Origin of the sequence: Bacillus sp. ISL-39, assembly GCF_018613295.1 — a bacterium.
Classification (GTDB): Bacteria; Bacillota; Bacilli; order Bacillales; family Cytobacillaceae; genus Mesobacillus.
Genome location: NZ_JAGGQM010000025.1, coordinates 84,328 through 101,210, shown reverse-complemented (window position 1 = coordinate 101,210; position 16,883 = coordinate 84,328). Strand labels below are relative to the sequence as shown.

Sequence of the window (16,883 nt, the reverse complement as noted above, 5' to 3'; positions counted from 1 at the left end):
TGCGGATAAAACAAGGGTAACGAAGGTTATCGTCACATTAAAGGAAATAATGTGCGGAAAAAACAGAGGTAACAAAGGTTATCGTCACATTAAAGGAAATAATGTGCGGAAAAAACAGAGGTAACAAAGGTTATCGTCACATTAAAGGAAATAAGGTGCGGAAAAAACAGAGGTAACAAAGGTTATCGTCACATTAAAGGAAATAATGTGCGGATAAAACAGGGGGTAACAAAGGTTATCGTCACATTAAAGGAAATAAGGTGCGGAAAAAACAGAGGTAACAAAGGTTATCGTCACATTAAAGGGAATAATGTGCGGATAAAACAGGGGTAACAAAGGTTATCGTCACATTTAATAAGCCCGAAAGAGGTTTGGCCTTCTTTCGGGCTTAAAATAATTATTCATAATGAGTGGAAATCCACTCTCCTTTAACTGTGAGGTATTTCTGTAAGACTCTTCTTATCGCCCTCTTTGGCAGGGTACCATCTCCCCATAAGTAAATGGCTGTTGTAGTTACTTTTTGATCGGGAAAGAGGATTTGAAAGCTTTTAACAATGCGTAACACAAAAGAATCAACCTCTTCTTCGGACCCACAATGATTGCATATAATCCTTTGGCGTCCAAAACTCTCCAAAAACCCCCCGCACTCTCCACAAACAACCCCCTTCCTCAACATTCCAAATTCATAACTCGGCACTCTTGAGTATGGTGACTTCTGAATATGCAAAGACAATAGGGCTTCGGCCAATTTAGTATGTTTGTTATTCAGCTTAGATGAGACTCGATTCATATTTTTCATAAAGCGATTCATTTGGTTTGGCAAAATAATAGGTGATTTTAATGGTGCCTGCAGAAGGGCGAATTCAGGGTTAATGAACACGAGGTGAGGTTCAAGAGGAATGTAGAAGCCAAGTTCCTTAAGCAGTTGTTTTAATAGTGATTCTGCGCGGCTAAGTTGGTGGAGGGGGTTTTTGATTTCTTTGCCGGCGGCAGTCTTGAATTTGTCTCCATCCAGATAATAGTCTCCTTCTAGATTTTTCACTTCGAAAAGGTGCAGCCGGTCCTGCGTGATCACGAAGGAGTCGATTTGAAAATGGGTGCCATTCACTTCCAGAAGCAGGTCGTTGATAATGAGACTCTCAACTTGGTAATTCGTAAACCAATGGTCGAATTGCACTTCACCTTCATAGCCTTTTTCCAGCGTTCGCAGGTTTTGTGCATCTTTCTCTTCCAGTTCCATTCTTGGCTCCAGGGATTGTAACAATTGTAATTCTACTGGTTTGGTTCTTTCTTTAACTATCATATTCCACTTCCTTTCTTCTTTCATTTTAAAAAAGTGTCACCGAAAAATCAGTGAACATTTTACGAATTATGATAAATCTGATACTATTAAGCTAATTTCATATGATCTTATCAGATCGGTGAGGTAGAGGAGCGAATAACAAGAGTAGTCCATCGGAGATAGACAATCGTTGATGGTGGCTGAAAGGGTTGTTTGCCGAAGCGTAATCAGGGTCAGACTGGTTACTGCTGGGATGCTTTCTGAACAAGGAGCAGACTGTCATGCGGGGTGTGTGCATGGAGAACTACGGATCGAAATGGCGGATAACGTATATTGTAAAAAGCAATGATAGGTTATTTTCTGTCATTGCTTTTTTGCATGCCAGATCCTGTCACTATCCCCTTCTATCAACTCCTGACGCATTCCCCAGACATTCACAATTTATCCAAAGGGGAGAATCTCTTGAGAACCATCTTCAAAAATGGAACGATCTATACATTCAATTCACTCAATCCAATTGTACAGGCAGTGGTCATTGAAAATGGCCGTTTTATCGATATGGGAACTACCGCTGATATGGTGCTGCAGTGGGGCGGCCAGGCACAAATCATTGACCTGGAAGGGAAGACGGCTACGCCGGGTTTGATCGACAGCCACCTTCATCTCTCCATCATGGCGGATAGCTTCATCAACCTTGATTTTGTCGGAATCACGTCAAGGCATGAGATGCTGGCAAAAATAAAGGCAAGAGCCAGCCAGCTTGAGCCTGGTGAATGGATTGTCGGCAGCAGCTGGGATGAGAATCTTTTTACTGATGGAGGAATCCCGACGATTGCAGAGCTGGATTATGTAGCGCCAGCCAACCCGTTATTTTTAACAAGAACTTGCCTGCACGCGACGCTGGTCAACAACAAGGCCCTGGAAGTGAGCGGCTATCATCCGTCAATCGCAGTTCCAGAGGGAGGAACAATCGTACTCGATGACGTCACGAAACAGCCGACCGGCCTGTTCCTCGAGTCAGCGGCGAACCTGGTCAGGACGTACATCCCTGAGCGTTCCTACGATGATTGGAAAAAAGCGATGCGCCAGACGATGCATTTTGCGATGAGCAAGGGGCTGACAAGCGTGCATACGAATGATCCGCTGTATCTCGGCGGGCTTGAAAAAACGTGGGATCTATTCAATGAGCTTTTAAATGGAGAGCAGCTCGGCTTGCGCAGCAATCTCTTGATTAACCATGAATTTTTACCAAACCTAAAAGAAGCTGGAATGTACACAGGCTATGGCAATGACACACTGCAAATCGGCGCGGTGAAAATTTTTGCCGACGGGGCCTTTGGACGAAGGACCGCTTTGTTGTCGGAACCATATAGCGATGCACCTGGCCACTATGGTGATGCAATGTATGACCAGGAGCAGCTTTATGAAATCGTGAAAGGGGCACGCGAACTGGACATGCCGATAGCCGTCCATACAATTGGCGACCAGGCACTGGAAAATGTCCTGGACGTGCTGGACCAGTTCCCGGCTGCTGCCTATCGCGACCGACTGATTCATGCGCAGGTTTTACGGGAAGAATTGATTCCCCGCCTGAAGGGACCGAGCCGGATTGCCGATATCCAGCCGCGCTTCATTGCGAGTGACTTCCCGTGGGTTCAGGAGCGCCTTGCCGCAGAGCGGATCAAGCTTTCATATGCCTGGAAAACATTGATGGAAGCAGGCGTCATTTGTGCCGGGGGTTCTGATTCTCCAGTTGAACCCGTCGACCCGATTCTCGGAATCCATGCCGCCGTCACTCGGAAAAAACCAGGCGAAACCCACGATGGTTATGTGCCAGAGCAGAAGCTCTCGATGGTCGATGCATTCCGTCTTTTTACAGAGCTAGGAGCTTATCCAACTAATGAAGAGACACTAAAAGGCACGATTGCTCGAGGGAAATTAGCTGATCTGACCGTTTATTCCAAAAATCCATTTGAGATGAAAGATGCAGATGAGCTTTTATCGATGGAAATTGAAATGACAATCATTGGCGGGGAAATCAAATATCGAAGGCTCTCTTAAAAGCACGGGGACGGTTCTGAACTTCCATTAGGAAGAAAGAATCGTCCTTTTTAGTTTTTATGGCTAAAGTCCTAAAATTTTCTGAATTTAAGCCGAAATAGATAATAGATAGAATACAGTGCAATTTGCGCTGCTAAGGAGAGCGGATGATGAAGATCAAAAAGCGATTCAAGGTTAAGCAGCTAAAGCTTAATACAAAGTTCACGGTTCGGAAAAAACTATTTGCTGGCTTCTTCTCTGTATTGGCGCTGCTGGCGTTGGTGGCAGTGATCACCAACTTACAATTCGGCAAGATGAACAGCCAGTACTCTACCTCCATTAATGATCGTATGGAAAAGCTGAATCTGATTGTCGAGATGAAGGATGCCATCATGAGGGAGCAGCTGGCACTCCAAAAATATATGGCAAACGGCGATGGAGAAAGCCTGATTGAATTTGAGGGCGCAGTTGAGGATTTTAAGAAAAACTCTCAGAAATATTTGAGCATTACAGAATCTGCCGAGGGGAAAAAGGTAGGAGAGAACCTTATTGCTGCGGAGGCAGCATATTACGAAGTAGCTTCAGAGGCCTTTATTTTAATAAGAGATGAACAAACGGTCAAGGTTAGATTGCTGATGCAAAAAGAAGGGAATCCGCTAATCTTCACCTTGAATTCTGCTGCTGAGGATGCGATTGAGTACCAGCAGGATGCTCTTGATGCTACTAGTGAAACTTTAGCTGGAGAAGTACAGAAAGTAGCTCTGCTCATCATTGTGATCAGTGCAGCGGCTTTTATCATTGGAACAGCGATTGCTACCTATATCAGCAGGATGATTTCGAAGCCTGTCCAGCTTGTGTCAAGCGCGGTCAAGCAAATGGCTGGCGGAAACCTGGCTATTGAGAAAATCAATGTGAAAAATAAAGATGAGATTGGCCAGTTGGCTGCGGATTTCAATGAAATGGCAGCTAACTTGCGGAACTTAATTTATCAGGTGAGCAGTACATCCGAGCAGGTTGCGGCATCTGCTGAAGAAATGATGGCTAGTGCCGACCAGACGAACTCGGCTACGAATCAGGTAGCGACAGCCATCCAGGAAGTGGCAGGCGGTGCAGAACTCCAAAGCAAGAATACGGAAGAAAGTGCGAAGGCAGTAGGAGAGATGGCGGGAGGAATCCAGAGGGTTGCCGTCACGACATCCACGGTCGCAGAGTCCGCAGCGGATACGACGAAACAGGCGATGCTCGGACATGAATCTTTGGAAAAAGTGATTGAGAAGATGAAAACGATCAATCATACGACAAGCGAAACGAATGCCGTCATCAAGGATTTGGATCGCAAATCGGCTGAGATTGGAAAAATCATTGAGGTCATTACCGGAATCGCTGACCAGACCAACTTGCTTGCCCTGAACGCAGCCATTGAAGCAGCAAGGGCTGGTGAGCATGGAAAAGGATTCGCAGTGGTCGCGGATGAAGTCAGAAAGCTTGCTGAGCTCTCAAGACAGTCAGCGAGCCAGATCTCCAGCTTGATTGAAGTGATTCAAAAAGAAACCCACCAGGTCGTTGAAATGATGAACAAAGGAACAGCTGAAATCTCCGAGGGAACTTTGTTGGTAGAAGACACTGGCAAGACATTTGACGAGATTTTAAAATCAATCGAAAATGTCAGTTCGGAAATCCAGGAGGTCTCCGCAATTTCAGAAGAGATGTCGGCGAGTGTCATGCAGGTGAACGCCTCAATTGACGAGGTGACCAAAATCGCCCGCGGCTCCGTCGCAAGTACAGCAGAAATCGCATCCGCAACAGAAGAGCAGCTGGCTTCGATGGAAGAAGTCGCTTCATCATCCGCATCACTCGCACGGCTTGCCGAGAACCTGAGAGAGATGGTCGGGAAGTTTAAAGTTTAATAAGGGGTGAAGCATGAGGACAGGGTTTGTTCTTATGCTTCTTTTTTTTGCGGCGTATTTTTTTTGTAAATGGGGTCACCAATTGAGCATATTAGTGCCCGCAAAATCAAGATTCTGGAGAAAAGGTCACTAATGGAGCGTATTGGTGCCCGGAAAATCTAGATTCTGGAAAAAGAGCTCACCAATGAGTCGTATTGGTGCCTAGAATATCAATATTCTGGAAAAAGGGAACACCAATGAGTAGTATTGGTGCCGGTAAAATCCATATTATGAAAAAAGATAACCAATGAGTCATATTGGAGCACGTAAAATCCATATTCTTGAAAATGAGATAACCAATGAGTCGTATTGGTGACCATAAAATCAAGATTCTGGAAAAAAAGCTCACCAATGAGTAGTATTGGCGCCGGTAAAATCCATATTATGGAAAATAGGGTAACCAATGAGTCATATTGGAGCACGTAAAATTCATATTCTTGAAAATGAGATAACCAATGAGTCGTATTGGTTGACCATAAAATCAAGATTCTGGTAAAAAAGCTCACCAATGAGTCGTATTGGCGCCCGGAAAATCCAGATATCGGAAAAAGAGCTCGCCAATGAGGCTTATTGTAGTACAGAAAATCCAGGTTTCGGAAAACGGGGTAACCAATGGATGTGCTTAATTCCTAAAAAAGAAAACAAGTCACCGATAGGTTCGCATTGCCTATACAGGTGCATTCGCCCAAGCCAAAACCGTGATAAACGCATATAAAATTAGTGAAGACAAAAGAGAAGAGGGAGGTAAGCCGTATGCATGCATACAGACATCCTTATCGTTCGCAGGATCAGAGGTTTATCGGATGGGGCTTTGGATTGCCGTTTTTAGGTGGTTTGGCTGGTGGGTTATTGGGTGGCGCTTTATTTTATCCGCGTCCGTTTTATCCGCCATACCCGCCAGTTTACCCGTGCTGCCCGCCTAGATATCCGTTTTATTACTAAATACAACAAACAAAAGGGAGTAAGCCACATTGGCCCGCTCCCTTTTTGTATTAACTGATATTCGCTTTCTTGACTTGATGCTTGTCCATAAACTCCAGGGACAGCTCATTGAATTCCTCTGCTTTTTCAATATTGCACACATGCCCGCAGCGTTCCAGAATCACCAGCTCCGAGCTTTCATCCCCCTGAAGGTCTTCTGCTAATTCCCTGACAAACATATGGTCCTCAGCACCTGAGATATAAAGCTTTGGGACATTTTTGCTTTTTTCCTGAACTTTGCTATAGGTAGTTTTGACATCTCCGGCAAGAGGATACCAGGCAAGGAAGTTTTTTCGTTTCATCTTATAGGCCTCCTGGATGAAAAATCTCCTGGAGCTCTTATGGTTTCCCCGAGGCATCAGGATCCAGGCCAGTATACGGTACAGCCACATAAACGGAATGAAATTCCTTATTAACCAAGCGAATTTGATCAGTGATTTTGCAAATAGGTTCAATTTTGTGATCGCCCCGCCAAGGACTGCTGACCTCACTCGTCCGGGTGCCGTTTGCAGCAGGTGATGGACGATAATCGTTCCCAGCGAAACTCCGACAAAATGAGCCTTGCGAATCGAGAGGTGGTCAAGTGTTGTGAGGATCTCCCTGACAACTGAATCAAAAGAAAACCTTCCCTTATAGGAATCTATGTCAGGCGACTTCCCATGGCCAGGCATGTTGATGGCGATGATATTATATTTCTTAAGAAAAGGTTTTAGCTGCTTGTAAAAAATATTGGAGCTTCCGCCAATTCCGTGCAACAACACGATGTACTCCGTGCCTTGACCTTTATATAATCTGTAATCCAGCATCCGATTCTCCTTAGCCGTACTTTGTTGTGTTAATTAATAATACCCTTGATAGCCTTTTCAGTAAACTATTGAGGCAAAAATAACGGCAGGTACCATCTGGAAAGGATGATACCTGCCGTGTTGATTTATTACTTTTTGCCCTTTTGGTCGACTTTAATGACCACTGTTGTTAATGGATCAAGAGTTAACTTGCCATTTGTCAGCTTAAAGCCGGATGGCTTGGAAACAGGTGTTTTTCCTGCCTCGTCGTTGTCGACTAAAACCTTGGCTTTAGAGAAGTCAACGTTTTTTAATGTCAACGTGCGAGCTGTCATATCAGCGTTTACGAATACATAGTACGTACCAGTCTTATCGGTTGATACATTTTCGAATCCGATAACTAAGTCTGTATCCTGGATTTCAGGAAGATCAAGCAATCTTACATTCTGGTCAACGAGTTCTTTTTCGCCGAGGCGGAAAGCGTTCGTTGATTTTCTTAGCTCAATCAGGCCTTGAGTGTAGGCTTGTGTTGTTGCGTTGACTGAGTATTCCTTTTTGTTTGTTGCTTTTTGCCAGTCGAACATGTTAATTGCATCGGAAGAATCATATGAATCGTGGATGAAGTAGCCAAATGGCTGGCCCTGTGCATCTGTCAATTCATGATACTTTTGCTCAGGAACACCTTCACCTTTCCATTGCTTCGTTCTTCCATACTCCTGGCCTGCGTGAAGGAAAGCAGTACCCTGTGACGTCAGGATCAAGGAGTTTCCTAGACGGATGCGTTTGTGGATTTCAAGATTGTTCTCTGGAATTGCTGGATCCTTTTTAATCGACTGGGCAATGACATCATATAACGGTAAGTTATCGTGTGCTGCGATGTATTGAACCATGTCTCCTGGATCGTCGTCAGCTGTGTTGCCTGGCTGGCCTTTGATATTGTTAAAAATCGTGTTGATGTCCCGGGCGCCGCCAGTCAGGAATCGAGGCTCACCTTCGGAACCGAAGCCTGATTTCAATTCATTACGGATCTCATCAGAGAATACGCCAACATCATCTGTTTTGTCCATCCAATCCTGATCAGCACCCATGCCAGCTAGTTCAGGCTCGGCGATGTGGCCGGCGAAGGTTCTCCAGCCTTCACCGATGAACAATGCATCAGGATTTACAGATGCAGCTGCATCGTACGCGTTCTGGACTGCAGGGTAGGTTGCGTCACCCATCATATCGAAGCGCATTCCATCAATCTTGTATTCTTCAAACCAGTATTTCACTGAATCTACCATCAGCTTTTCAGCCATTGTATGGCTTGTTGCCAGGTTGTTTCCAAAGCCGCCAAGGAAGTTTCCTTGTGCGTCCTGGAACGCATAGTAGTCAGGAACGATATCATTCAGCTGGCTGGCTTTTGCCATATGAGTGTAAACAACGTCAAGAACAACACCCATTCCAGCATCATGGATTGCATCAATCATCTGTTTCAATTCTTTTACGCGTAATTCAGGATCGGTTGCATCTTCTGAATAGGCTCCATCCGGCGAGAAGTAACTGTGTGGGTCATAGCCCCAGTTATATTCGTTTCCGCCAGCAGAGTATTCAAGCTCTCTTTGGCCCATCTTCGTTTCATCGCCATAATACCACGCCATTACAGGCAGTAGCTGAACGTGTGTTACGCCAAGCTTTTTAATATAATCCAGCTTGTCGACGAAGGCATTGTATGATCCCCATCTAGCATTCAGGTCACCTGCGATCGAAGGGTCAGATGTGAAGTCGCGTACGTGTACTTCATAGATTACTGCATCTTCACGCTTTTCATAGCCTTTGATTTTTGCATGATCGAAATCCTCAGGATCTGTGCCGCTCATGTCAACAATCGCTGCTTTACCAACGGCGTCCCCGTCCGGACCAGCTTCACCCTTCGTATTCACGGTAAAGGCTGCCATCGATTTTGCGTAAGGATCAAGAACCTTCTTTGTCACTCCATCATTTGTCACTTCATACTGGTAAAAGTAACCCTTGAGGTCGGTTACATTCAGGTCGCCAGGAGCAACATCCGCAGACCAGACTCCTTTTTCACCCTTTGTTAACTCAATGCTGCCAATTTGCTCTGCTGCATTGTCTTTGTTGAAGAAGTTTGCTACAACCTTGCTTGCCTTTGGAGCCCATAACTTCAATGTAGCTGCGCCATTCTTATAGGTAGCACCTAGGTCGTCACCTTCATAAGCAAACATTTCATCAAGCATTCTCCAGCTTGTAGCTGCTGAAACCGTTCTGTCTGCAAATGTTACGGATAATGGAAGCTTATTTAAATCAAATGAAGCTTTTACCTCTGCAGAAGTTGGGCTTGTGATTTCAGCACTTGTCACAGAAACTTCAGTACCATCTGAATCTTTGATTTCCAGCTTTGATTTTAAATCATCAGCAGTTAAGCCATCTGTCATCGTGAAGCCTAATAGAATCGTATCATCAGAAACTACTTCTGCAGATGTAAGGCCAGTTGCCTGCTCCCAGTAAGGTGAGATATAGACATTGTCATCGCCCTGTCTGACCCAAACGTGGTTGTATCTGTCTAGAAGGTTGAAGGTTTTGTCTCCGCCATCCTTTGCACTATTTGTCCTATTGAGAGTAATCATGCCAATTGTCTTTGCGTTTTCTTTTAGAGGAATGTCAACATAAGCACCATAACGATCCGTTCCAGAGAAGGAAGCCGCTCCTACTGGCCAGTTCTCAGAAGGTGCAGCTACATCGCCCCAGTTCCATAGACCCCAGTTCTCATAGTCTGCATTGTCGCGTACATAATGGACACGGACAGTATTTTCAGGAAGGTTGACTGGTTCATAAGTGTAAACTTTGTCATCGCCTTGCTTGATAAAAATTTCATTGATTTCAGGTGAAGTGATGGTAAAACCTTTGTCTCCGCCATCTTTGCCTGCATCACCTTTTGTTACATCCATAACAAGGAAGCCAATGTTCTTGGCGCCGTCTGCAAGCTCGACATCAATGTATGCGCCATAGCTGTCTGTTTTCTCAAACATAGTAGCACCTGTTGGCCAGTTGGCAGAAGGGGACTTAACATCGTTCCATAGCCAAGCACCATAGTTTTGATAGTTGTTGTCAGCGCGCTTGTAGTGGATTCGGATGTGGTTATCGGGAATTGGTTCCACGTTGCCGTTTCCAGAACCAGCAGCGGCTGCAGCTGTGATTGTGCCGTTATCCACTGTTAGTAAAACTGTACCGCCATCACCTTTAGCAGGAATGGCCAGAGTGACTGCTCCAGTTTCTGTGGCCGTGTAGGTTTGACCTGAATAATGGTCTGTTACAGCTGCTCCAGCATCCACTGTCAATGTCACTTGCTTTGCCGCGTCAGCAACGTTCAAGCCTACATAGGAAGCTTCGTTGCCGTGCTTACGTGCAAACATCATGAACTTGTCACTATTGGAACCGCCAATTGTAGTACGATCACCTTTTGCAAAAACCTCAGAATGGGCGGCTCTGAAATTTAGGATCTTTTTATAATGATCCAGAACATCATTTCCTTCCACCTTGTCCCAGGCTAGGTCGTAACGATTGTCATATTGAGGGTAATTATTTGCTCCGCTTTGTCCAAGCTCTTCACCATAATAAATGACCGGCTGTCCTTTCGCAGTTGCCTGCAGGGAAGCAGCGACCTTCAGCTTGCCTTTATCATTTCCGGCATTATGCAGGAATCCATCTTCATCATGGCTGCCGAGGAACTGGCCAAGAGTAGCGGTGTTGTCGATTTTGCCATTGCGGGAAATCAAAGCATCATTGGCTGACTTTAGGTTGCCGTTTGCGAAATCATGTGCAATATTTTTAAAGTCAAAGTCAAGCAGGGAATCCATCATGCCTGTTTCAAGGTAGCCGTAGTCGTTAGTGACATTAGCGCCCCAGGTTTCGCCGATCATCTTGTGTTCAGGCATCTTTTCCGTGATGGCGTTCTTGAATGCCATCCATGTTGCATCTTCCACGTGCTTCACTGTATCGATACGGAAGTAATCGATTGTGTTGCCTTTTGCAGTTTTCGCTTTATCAATCCAGTCGGTCTGCCATTTAATGATCGCCTCGCGGACGGCAGGATCTTCTGTCTTGAAGTCAGGTAGACCAGCGAGTTCGCCTACGACTTCATCTGTTCCGACATTTCCTTGGCGAAGCAGGCTGCTGAACTTGCTGCGCTCTGTATCGGTTGGGTAGCCGGCAGGAGGACTTTCAAGCGCATCGGCTTCTTTCAAACCATAACCAGTATGGTTCAATACCACGTCAACCATGATCTTGATGCCGCGTTCATGGGCAGCGTCAATCAGGTTATGGAAGTCTTGCATTGTACCGAAGTGAGGATTCAATTGACCAAAATTGCTTGCCCAGTATCCGTGGTAAGCATAGTATGAATGTTCGTCATTGTAACGGACATTGTGTTTGATGTTTTCGACAATCGGGCTGATCCAGATCGTGTTCACACCCAGGTCGTCCAGGTAATCCAATTTCTCTGTAATGCCTTTAAAATCGCCGCCCTGATACGTTCCACGGTCATTTACCGCATCATATCCAAGGTTATTAGGGTCATTATTAGCGGAATCTCCATCAAAGAAACGGTCTGTCAGCATGAAGTAGATAATCGACTCATCCCAGTCAAAGTCGTTTTCACCAACAGATTGTCTTGTTTTAACAGAGACATTCGCTGTACCATTATGCTTATTGCCAAATGAATCTGTCACGCTTAACGGAATCGTTTTTGTGCCTGCAGTTACATTGTCATCGACCGCAATTGTGATTTTCCCTAACGCCGGGTCGACTTCAAGAGCCTTCGATCCGCCAAGTGCGGAAACGTCAGCTGTAATCTTCCTGACTTCAATCCCATCTGTCAGCCCATCCACATTAACCGTCAGCACCGCATTTTGGTTGTAATCAATCTGTTCCGGTTTGACTGAACCGGATACAGCTAATTCAGCGTTTGAGTAAGAGATGGTCGATTTTCCATCAACGGTGTTGTAAGGATCTGTTACTTCATTTGTCGTGCCATCTTTCGTGGCGAGGTACGTATATTCATTTGTGCCATTCGGAATGTTTTCATAGGAAGTTATGAATCTCTCATTCTCAGGCTCATAAGTCATTTCAATTGTTTCGTTATTGAACTTCAATTCTACTTTTTCAATTGTGTTCATTGCATCATTTGCGAAAAGCGCTAGATCACGGTAATAGAAAGTAGCGTTTCCATTCTCAATCACTGGAGCTGATCCATCAGGAACGATGCGGATTTGTTCGACACCACTTGTGATGAAGGCTTTTGTGATAGAGTCGTTTTTGTTTACTCTGATAAAGCGGTCTCCAAATTCCTTTTGGGCAGTATCCCAATTATATGTGCTGCGAAGGACGAAGCCCATTTGTGCCGTATCCTGGCCAACCGGAATATCCACTACCGCTTCTTTGCCTTCTCTTGTTGTAAAGTCTACCTGTCCATCTTGGACGCCGGTATTCCAGGTCCAAATATTCCATTCGCCAAAATTCTGGTCTTCGCGAATGTAAGTGAAGCGGACTTTGCGATCAGCAGTTTCAGAGGTTACAGTACTTCCTTCGGCATTCGCCTGATGAGCAGGAATAAAAGGAAGCCATAAGCTCAGGATCATGATCGCTGTCATGAAAATAGAAAAGCTGCGTTTTGTGCTCTTTCTCATACGAATCTTTTCCTCCCTAGATAAATTAATCTTGCAAGAATACTAGAAGAAGTCCTCCTTTCATATACAAGGGGATTTCAAGTGAAACCGTTTGCACAATCCGATAAAAAAATATAAGGTACAGATTATGCAAGCGCTTGCAATAAACTTTCCTTTTAATTTTACAACACAATGATGAAACCAGCAATTGAAGGGAGGAGGTTTGAAAGTATGTAAATAGTGCCAAATTCCTACAAAAAATGAGTATATGAGAATTAAACTCAATTAATTTTCACAAAAGTTTCAGAATTTGATAAAGCAGTGGTTGAAGTCCAGGTCGAAAGTTGTCTGAATGACGTGGAAAAATAATTCGAATGACCTATAAAGAAATTTGTGCTGGAGGTTAGGAAAAGGGCGGACATTTCTGTATTCTTATGTATATAGAAAGCAAAAGAGAGGGATTGAATCATGAATGATTTAAATGGTAAGTTCCGTGAGCGAATAAACTTTCCTATAGATGAATCGATTACATTGGAGAACCTTGATACTCTTCTTGAAAAGACTGCGTTTTCTCTGCCATTTGAAAACTTATGTACCCTATCTGGTGACCTCAATAATTTAAGTGACGAATATTTAGTGGGAAAAATCATTCAAAGGAATGAAGGCGGCCTGTGCTATGACTTGAACGGAATCCTCTATTTGTTTTTAAAGGAGAATGGACTGGATGTCCAGTTGATCCGTGGATCTGTATACGTTCCGGATAAAAAAGGTTTCAGTCCGACGGGGAGGACACATGCTGCGATTTTACTGAATGACGATGGTAAAAGATACTTGGTTGATACTGGTTTTGGCGGAAATTTGCCGTTAAGGCCGGTGCCGATGGATGGTACTGAAATCATTTCTCCTAGCGGTGAGTTCCGTGTGAAAAAAGAGGCCAGTGAGTTCGGGGATTACTTTTTGGAGATGAAGCTGAAGTATAAGGATCCTGATTGGAAAATCGGCTACGCCTTTGATTCGAGAGAGCCGGTTGAGAATATCAATGATTTATCCGAGATGAAGAAAATCATAACGGAGCATCCGCAGTCTCCCTTTAATAAAAAGCCATTGCTGACAAGAGTGACATCCGATGGAAGCATGGTGTTGACGGAACATAGTTTTACCCATTGGACGGAAGCTGGAGTTCAGAAAGAGGAGATAGACCCTGAGCGTTTCAAGGAATTGGCGAAGGAATTCTATAACATCGAATTAAAATGAAACCTTCTTATAGTGTAAACCGTTAATATAGTATCAAAAATGACAGGTGGATGAATGCAATGGACTCAAGGGACTACTTATTGAAAGAACTGGAGCAGATTGAAAAGTGGGAGAAGGACCAGAAGGGGCTCTGGTTTTGGGAGCGTCTGACTCGTCTGCCATTCAAAATGCTTGATCGGTTCACACCAAAATTCATCCAGGAGAAGGTAGGTGTCCTGCTTGATGAGCTGGGAAGCTATATCCAAACAGGCGGACAATATTTAACAAGTGAGAAGTCTGTGTCCCAATTTCTTGAGAAAAAGACTGGCAGGAGAGTCAGCCAGCTTGCAGATATGGAACGCATTCCGGTGGAGGAAATGAAGCAGGCATCGCTCGCACTGGGCGAGCAGCGGAAGAAGGCGGCGACCATCCAGGGTGCGAGCTCGGGGATTGGCGGGATTTTTACGCTGGCGATTGATATTCCTGCTGTGCTGGCCCTCTCGCTAAAAACAATTCAGGATATCGCCATCCTCCATGGTTACGACCCGAGAGACAAGAAGGAGCGGGTTTTCATCATCAAGTGCCTCCAGTTTTCCTCAGCGGACGTCGTCGGAAAACAGGCGATCTTGAATGAATTGAGCGATTTTAACAATGAAAATAAATCAAGGGAAGTCATCTCCCAGCTCCAGGGCTGGCGCGAGGTAACCTTGACGTATACAGAATCCTTCGGCTGGAAAAAGCTGCTCCAGATGGTCCCGGTGGCCGGAATTGTCTTCGGCGCCTTCGCCAACCGTTCGATGGTGAGCGACCTTGCCGAAACCGCGACAATGCTGTATCAGAAGCGACGGATTTTAGAGAGGCTGGAGAGGGATTTGGTTAAGGGAAAATAAGTTGTCTTCCATTGCCTGGCGTAAAACAAGAAGCCTGATTCGTGGAATCAGGCTCTGTTTTTGATCATATGCTTTGCCGACTGTAAAAGCTTGTAAATGGTGTACGATAACACGAAAACAAGAAACGAATCCAATAAGTTCAGCAGCAAGCTATGTGTGCTTTTCTCCAAACCGATAGATTCAAACAAGATATCAACCATATCTATAAAAAATATATGAATGGCATAAATGCCGAGAGAGTTTCTCCCTATTTTGGTGACCAACAAGCCCTTGCCGAGAATGGGGCTGCGTAAGGCATAAAGGAACAGAAATAAGGTAAGGAAAATCGTCGAAAAGAAGTATTCACCATGTTCTGAATCCATTCCCTTCTGAAGCCAGAAACCTTCTATAACCTGTAAAATAGTAAAGATACAAAACAAGTAAAAGTATGTCCTGGCATTATATTTTCGCCAGGTGTGAATCTTAGTAAGACAGAAACCCGTGACCGTATAGAACAGGCTGATATAAAGAGCAGCCCGGGTTGTGCTGACTGGCAGCTGATCAAATACGGAATATGACTGTCCGAAGAGGCCGAGAAGGTTTAAACAAAATGCGATCACCAAAAGCAGCCTTACTCTGTTCAACCTGTAAAAGAAATATAAAATCGCTATGCTCCATACTAGTGAAATGACGAACCACAGCTGATAGCCGCTAGTTCCCTGGCCGTAATAGAGGAGGTTAAGAGCAGTCAGGTTTTCTTTGTACTCGGATAATTCAGTTTTAACGTTACCATCGGTCAATAAAATTCTTACTACATCATAACCGACATAGAAAAAGAGCCAGCTAACATAAATCTTCAGTATTTTTGTTATATATTTTTTGAAGTAAGCAAAAGACAGAGGGTTGTCGCTCACCTTGAGGCTGAACAAATAGCCTGAAGCGACAAAGAAAAAAGGAACCGCGAATCTTGAAAGGTTATCGAGAATGAAGTATCCCATCTGGTTGTCGCTGGGAAAGGTATGGATGATGATGACTGCCAGGATGGCAAAGAATTTGATAAAGTCGATTGCGTAGTTGCGCTGCATATTTGGCCTTTCGAAGAAGAAAGTATTTGTACTCCTAGTATTCCCACTATATTCAGCCTTATGAATATAAGAAAGAGTGACTAGGGATAATAGGGAGCAAAAAGGAGGCAAATCAATTGAACTCTGATAAAAAACGTCAAGAAAAGAATCAAATAGAACAGGACATGAAAAACAACAAGAACGAACAATCTCCTAATCAGACTGACGGCTTCCGTTACGACTATGATGATTCTTCAGAATTGAAATGAAAAAGAGGAAAAACCTTTCAACCTGGTTTTTCCTCTTTTTTTTATACTTGTACCTCCGTTAAAAAACTTACGCTATAAGAACATCCCGCCATATACAACCCTATTTCTTTAAAACTGATGAATATAGAAATTAGATATTTTAGTGAAGTGGATTTGACAGCTCTGGACGAAGACTGACGTTTGGTAATGGACAGCAACTAGAAGAATTTACAAATTATGCAGGAAATGATGACGCGGAAACTGAATAAATAAAAGGGATAAAGTTCAGTATTTTGCAGTATGGGGGTATGTTTGATGAAAAGCGAAATGAAGGATAGTTATGTCTTTGTAGCCGGTTTTGCCCAGCTGCCAAAAGGTACTCCAGTATTTGAAGAACGAAAGTCGATCGGATGCCTATTGATTATCGACAAAGATCAGGATTTAATTGTCGATTGTGATTTCACTTTTATAAAGGATATTACCAACAATTTTCTATCTTCGTTGCTAAGGGGCCAATCACTAGCATCTGGGGTTGACCATCTTACAAATTTGATTGAGTCAAGGTTTCTTGTTCCGCCGCAGAAAGCGATTGTCCAAGCGGTGATTTCAGCGTATAACCGTTATATAGAAAATAAATAAAAAGATAAATAAAGCGCTTGAAATATTCTGAATATTTGTTATATAATTTATTTACAACATAAACACATTGTTTAGCTGGCTAGTTTACGAGGAGCGGGAGTTAAACCCAATTCTGGATAAGTAGACTAAAAAC

11 protein-coding genes, 1 pseudogene and 1 riboswitch are annotated in these 16,883 nt (G+C 44.0%); of the genes and pseudogenes, 8 read left to right on the top strand and 4 right to left on the bottom strand.

Translation table 11 applies throughout. The annotated features are described in order from the left end of the window. Positions 1–397 precede the first annotated feature (397 nt). Complete coding sequence (locus J7E37_RS17385) at positions 398–1,327, bottom strand: nuclease-related domain-containing protein (RefSeq protein ID WP_215025617.1); 930 nt, start codon at positions 1,325–1,327, stop codon at positions 398–400. A gap of 92 nt (positions 1,328–1,419) precedes the next feature. Beyond that, a riboswitch (Lysine riboswitch) is annotated at positions 1,420–1,597 on the top strand. Positions 1,598–1,744: 147 nt separating this feature from the next. Here J7E37_RS17385 and J7E37_RS17380 point away from each other — a divergent pair. The 4 genes and pseudogenes from J7E37_RS17380 to J7E37_RS17370 all read left to right on the top strand — a co-directional run bounded on the left by J7E37_RS17380 (position 1,745) and on the right by J7E37_RS17370 (position 6,210). Continuing rightward, positions 1,745–3,343, top strand: a complete 1,599-nt coding sequence (locus J7E37_RS17380) for an amidohydrolase (protein ID WP_251009727.1) — start codon at positions 1,745–1,747, stop codon at positions 3,341–3,343. Between the two features lie 146 nt (positions 3,344–3,489). Beyond that, a pseudogene (locus tag J7E37_RS22655) lies at positions 3,490–4,287 on the top strand (HAMP domain-containing protein); the annotation flags it as partial. Beyond that, complete coding sequence (locus J7E37_RS22650) at positions 4,282–5,229, top strand: methyl-accepting chemotaxis protein (protein ID WP_483297224.1); 948 nt, start codon at positions 4,282–4,284, stop codon at positions 5,227–5,229. The pseudogene J7E37_RS22655 and the gene J7E37_RS22650, both read left to right, overlap by 6 nt. A 792-nt stretch (positions 5,230–6,021) precedes the next feature. Then, positions 6,022–6,210: a hypothetical protein gene (locus J7E37_RS17370; RefSeq protein WP_215025613.1), complete on the top strand. Its 189-nt coding sequence runs from the start codon at positions 6,022–6,024 to the stop codon at positions 6,208–6,210. Between the two features lie 50 nt (positions 6,211–6,260). On the opposite strand, the gene J7E37_RS17365 is transcribed toward J7E37_RS17370, so the two are convergent. Together J7E37_RS17365 and J7E37_RS17360 are read right to left on the bottom strand one after the other, a co-directional pair. Next, positions 6,261–7,055: an alpha/beta fold hydrolase gene (locus J7E37_RS17365; protein ID WP_215025611.1), complete on the bottom strand. Its 795-nt coding sequence runs from the start codon at positions 7,053–7,055 to the stop codon at positions 6,261–6,263. A 128-nt stretch (positions 7,056–7,183) separates the two neighbouring features. Then, positions 7,184–12,718: a pullulanase gene (locus J7E37_RS17360; protein ID WP_215025607.1), complete on the bottom strand. Its 5,535-nt coding sequence runs from the start codon at positions 12,716–12,718 to the stop codon at positions 7,184–7,186. 447 nt (positions 12,719–13,165) lie between these two features. Here J7E37_RS17360 and J7E37_RS17355 point away from each other — a divergent pair, with 447 nt between their 5' ends. Together J7E37_RS17355 and J7E37_RS17350 are read left to right on the top strand one after the other, a co-directional pair. Beyond that, positions 13,166–13,951, top strand: a complete 786-nt coding sequence (locus J7E37_RS17355) for an arylamine N-acetyltransferase family protein (protein ID WP_215025604.1) — start codon at positions 13,166–13,168, stop codon at positions 13,949–13,951. Between the two features lie 59 nt (positions 13,952–14,010). Continuing rightward, entirely contained in the window at positions 14,011–14,820 is an 810-nt protein-coding gene (locus J7E37_RS17350) for an EcsC family protein (RefSeq protein ID WP_215025601.1), read from the top strand. A gap of 47 nt (positions 14,821–14,867) precedes the next feature. Here the strand turns inward: J7E37_RS17350 and J7E37_RS17345 are convergent, their stop codons facing one another. After that, complete coding sequence (locus J7E37_RS17345; RefSeq protein WP_215025597.1) at positions 14,868–15,884, bottom strand: acyltransferase; 1,017 nt, start codon at positions 15,882–15,884, stop codon at positions 14,868–14,870. A 116-nt stretch (positions 15,885–16,000) separates the two neighbouring features. Between J7E37_RS17345 and J7E37_RS22325 the strand changes: the two genes are divergently transcribed. Both J7E37_RS22325 and J7E37_RS17340 read left to right on the top strand, forming a co-directional pair. Then, a complete protein-coding gene (locus J7E37_RS22325; RefSeq protein ID WP_285290364.1) occupies positions 16,001–16,132 on the top strand; it encodes a hypothetical protein in 132 nt (43 codons plus the stop codon). 294 nt (positions 16,133–16,426) lie between these two features. Further along, positions 16,427–16,750 carry a DUF3870 domain-containing protein gene (locus J7E37_RS17340; protein WP_215025593.1) on the top strand — a complete coding sequence of 108 codons (324 nt, stop codon included), beginning with the start codon at positions 16,427–16,429 and terminating at the stop codon, positions 16,748–16,750. The last annotated feature ends 133 nt before the right edge of the window (positions 16,751–16,883 follow it).

Bases quoted from the DNA above. Each gene is read 5' to 3' on its own strand.
- J7E37_RS17360 (WP_215025607.1), bottom strand. From the start codon at position 12,718: ATGAGAAAGAGCACAAAACGCAGCTTTTCTATTTTCATGACAGCGATC.
- J7E37_RS17340 (WP_215025593.1), top strand. From the start codon at position 16,427: ATGAAAAGCGAAATGAAGGATAGTTATGTCTTTGTAGCCGGTTTTGCC.
- J7E37_RS22650 (WP_483297224.1), top strand. From the start codon at position 4,282: ATGGCAGCTAACTTGCGGAACTTAATTTATCAGGTGAGCAGTACATCC.
- J7E37_RS17365 (WP_215025611.1), bottom strand. From the start codon at position 7,055: ATGCTGGATTACAGATTATATAAAGGTCAAGGCACGGAGTACATCGTG.
- J7E37_RS17350 (WP_215025601.1), top strand. From the start codon at position 14,011: ATGGACTCAAGGGACTACTTATTGAAAGAACTGGAGCAGATTGAAAAG.
- J7E37_RS17345 (WP_215025597.1), bottom strand. From the start codon at position 15,884: ATGCAGCGCAACTACGCAATCGACTTTATCAAATTCTTTGCCATCCTG.
- J7E37_RS17355 (WP_215025604.1), top strand. From the start codon at position 13,166: ATGAATGATTTAAATGGTAAGTTCCGTGAGCGAATAAACTTTCCTATA.
- J7E37_RS17385 (WP_215025617.1), bottom strand. From the start codon at position 1,327: ATGAAAGAAGAAAGGAAGTGGAATATGATAGTTAAAGAAAGAACCAAA.
- J7E37_RS17370 (WP_215025613.1), top strand. From the start codon at position 6,022: ATGCATGCATACAGACATCCTTATCGTTCGCAGGATCAGAGGTTTATC.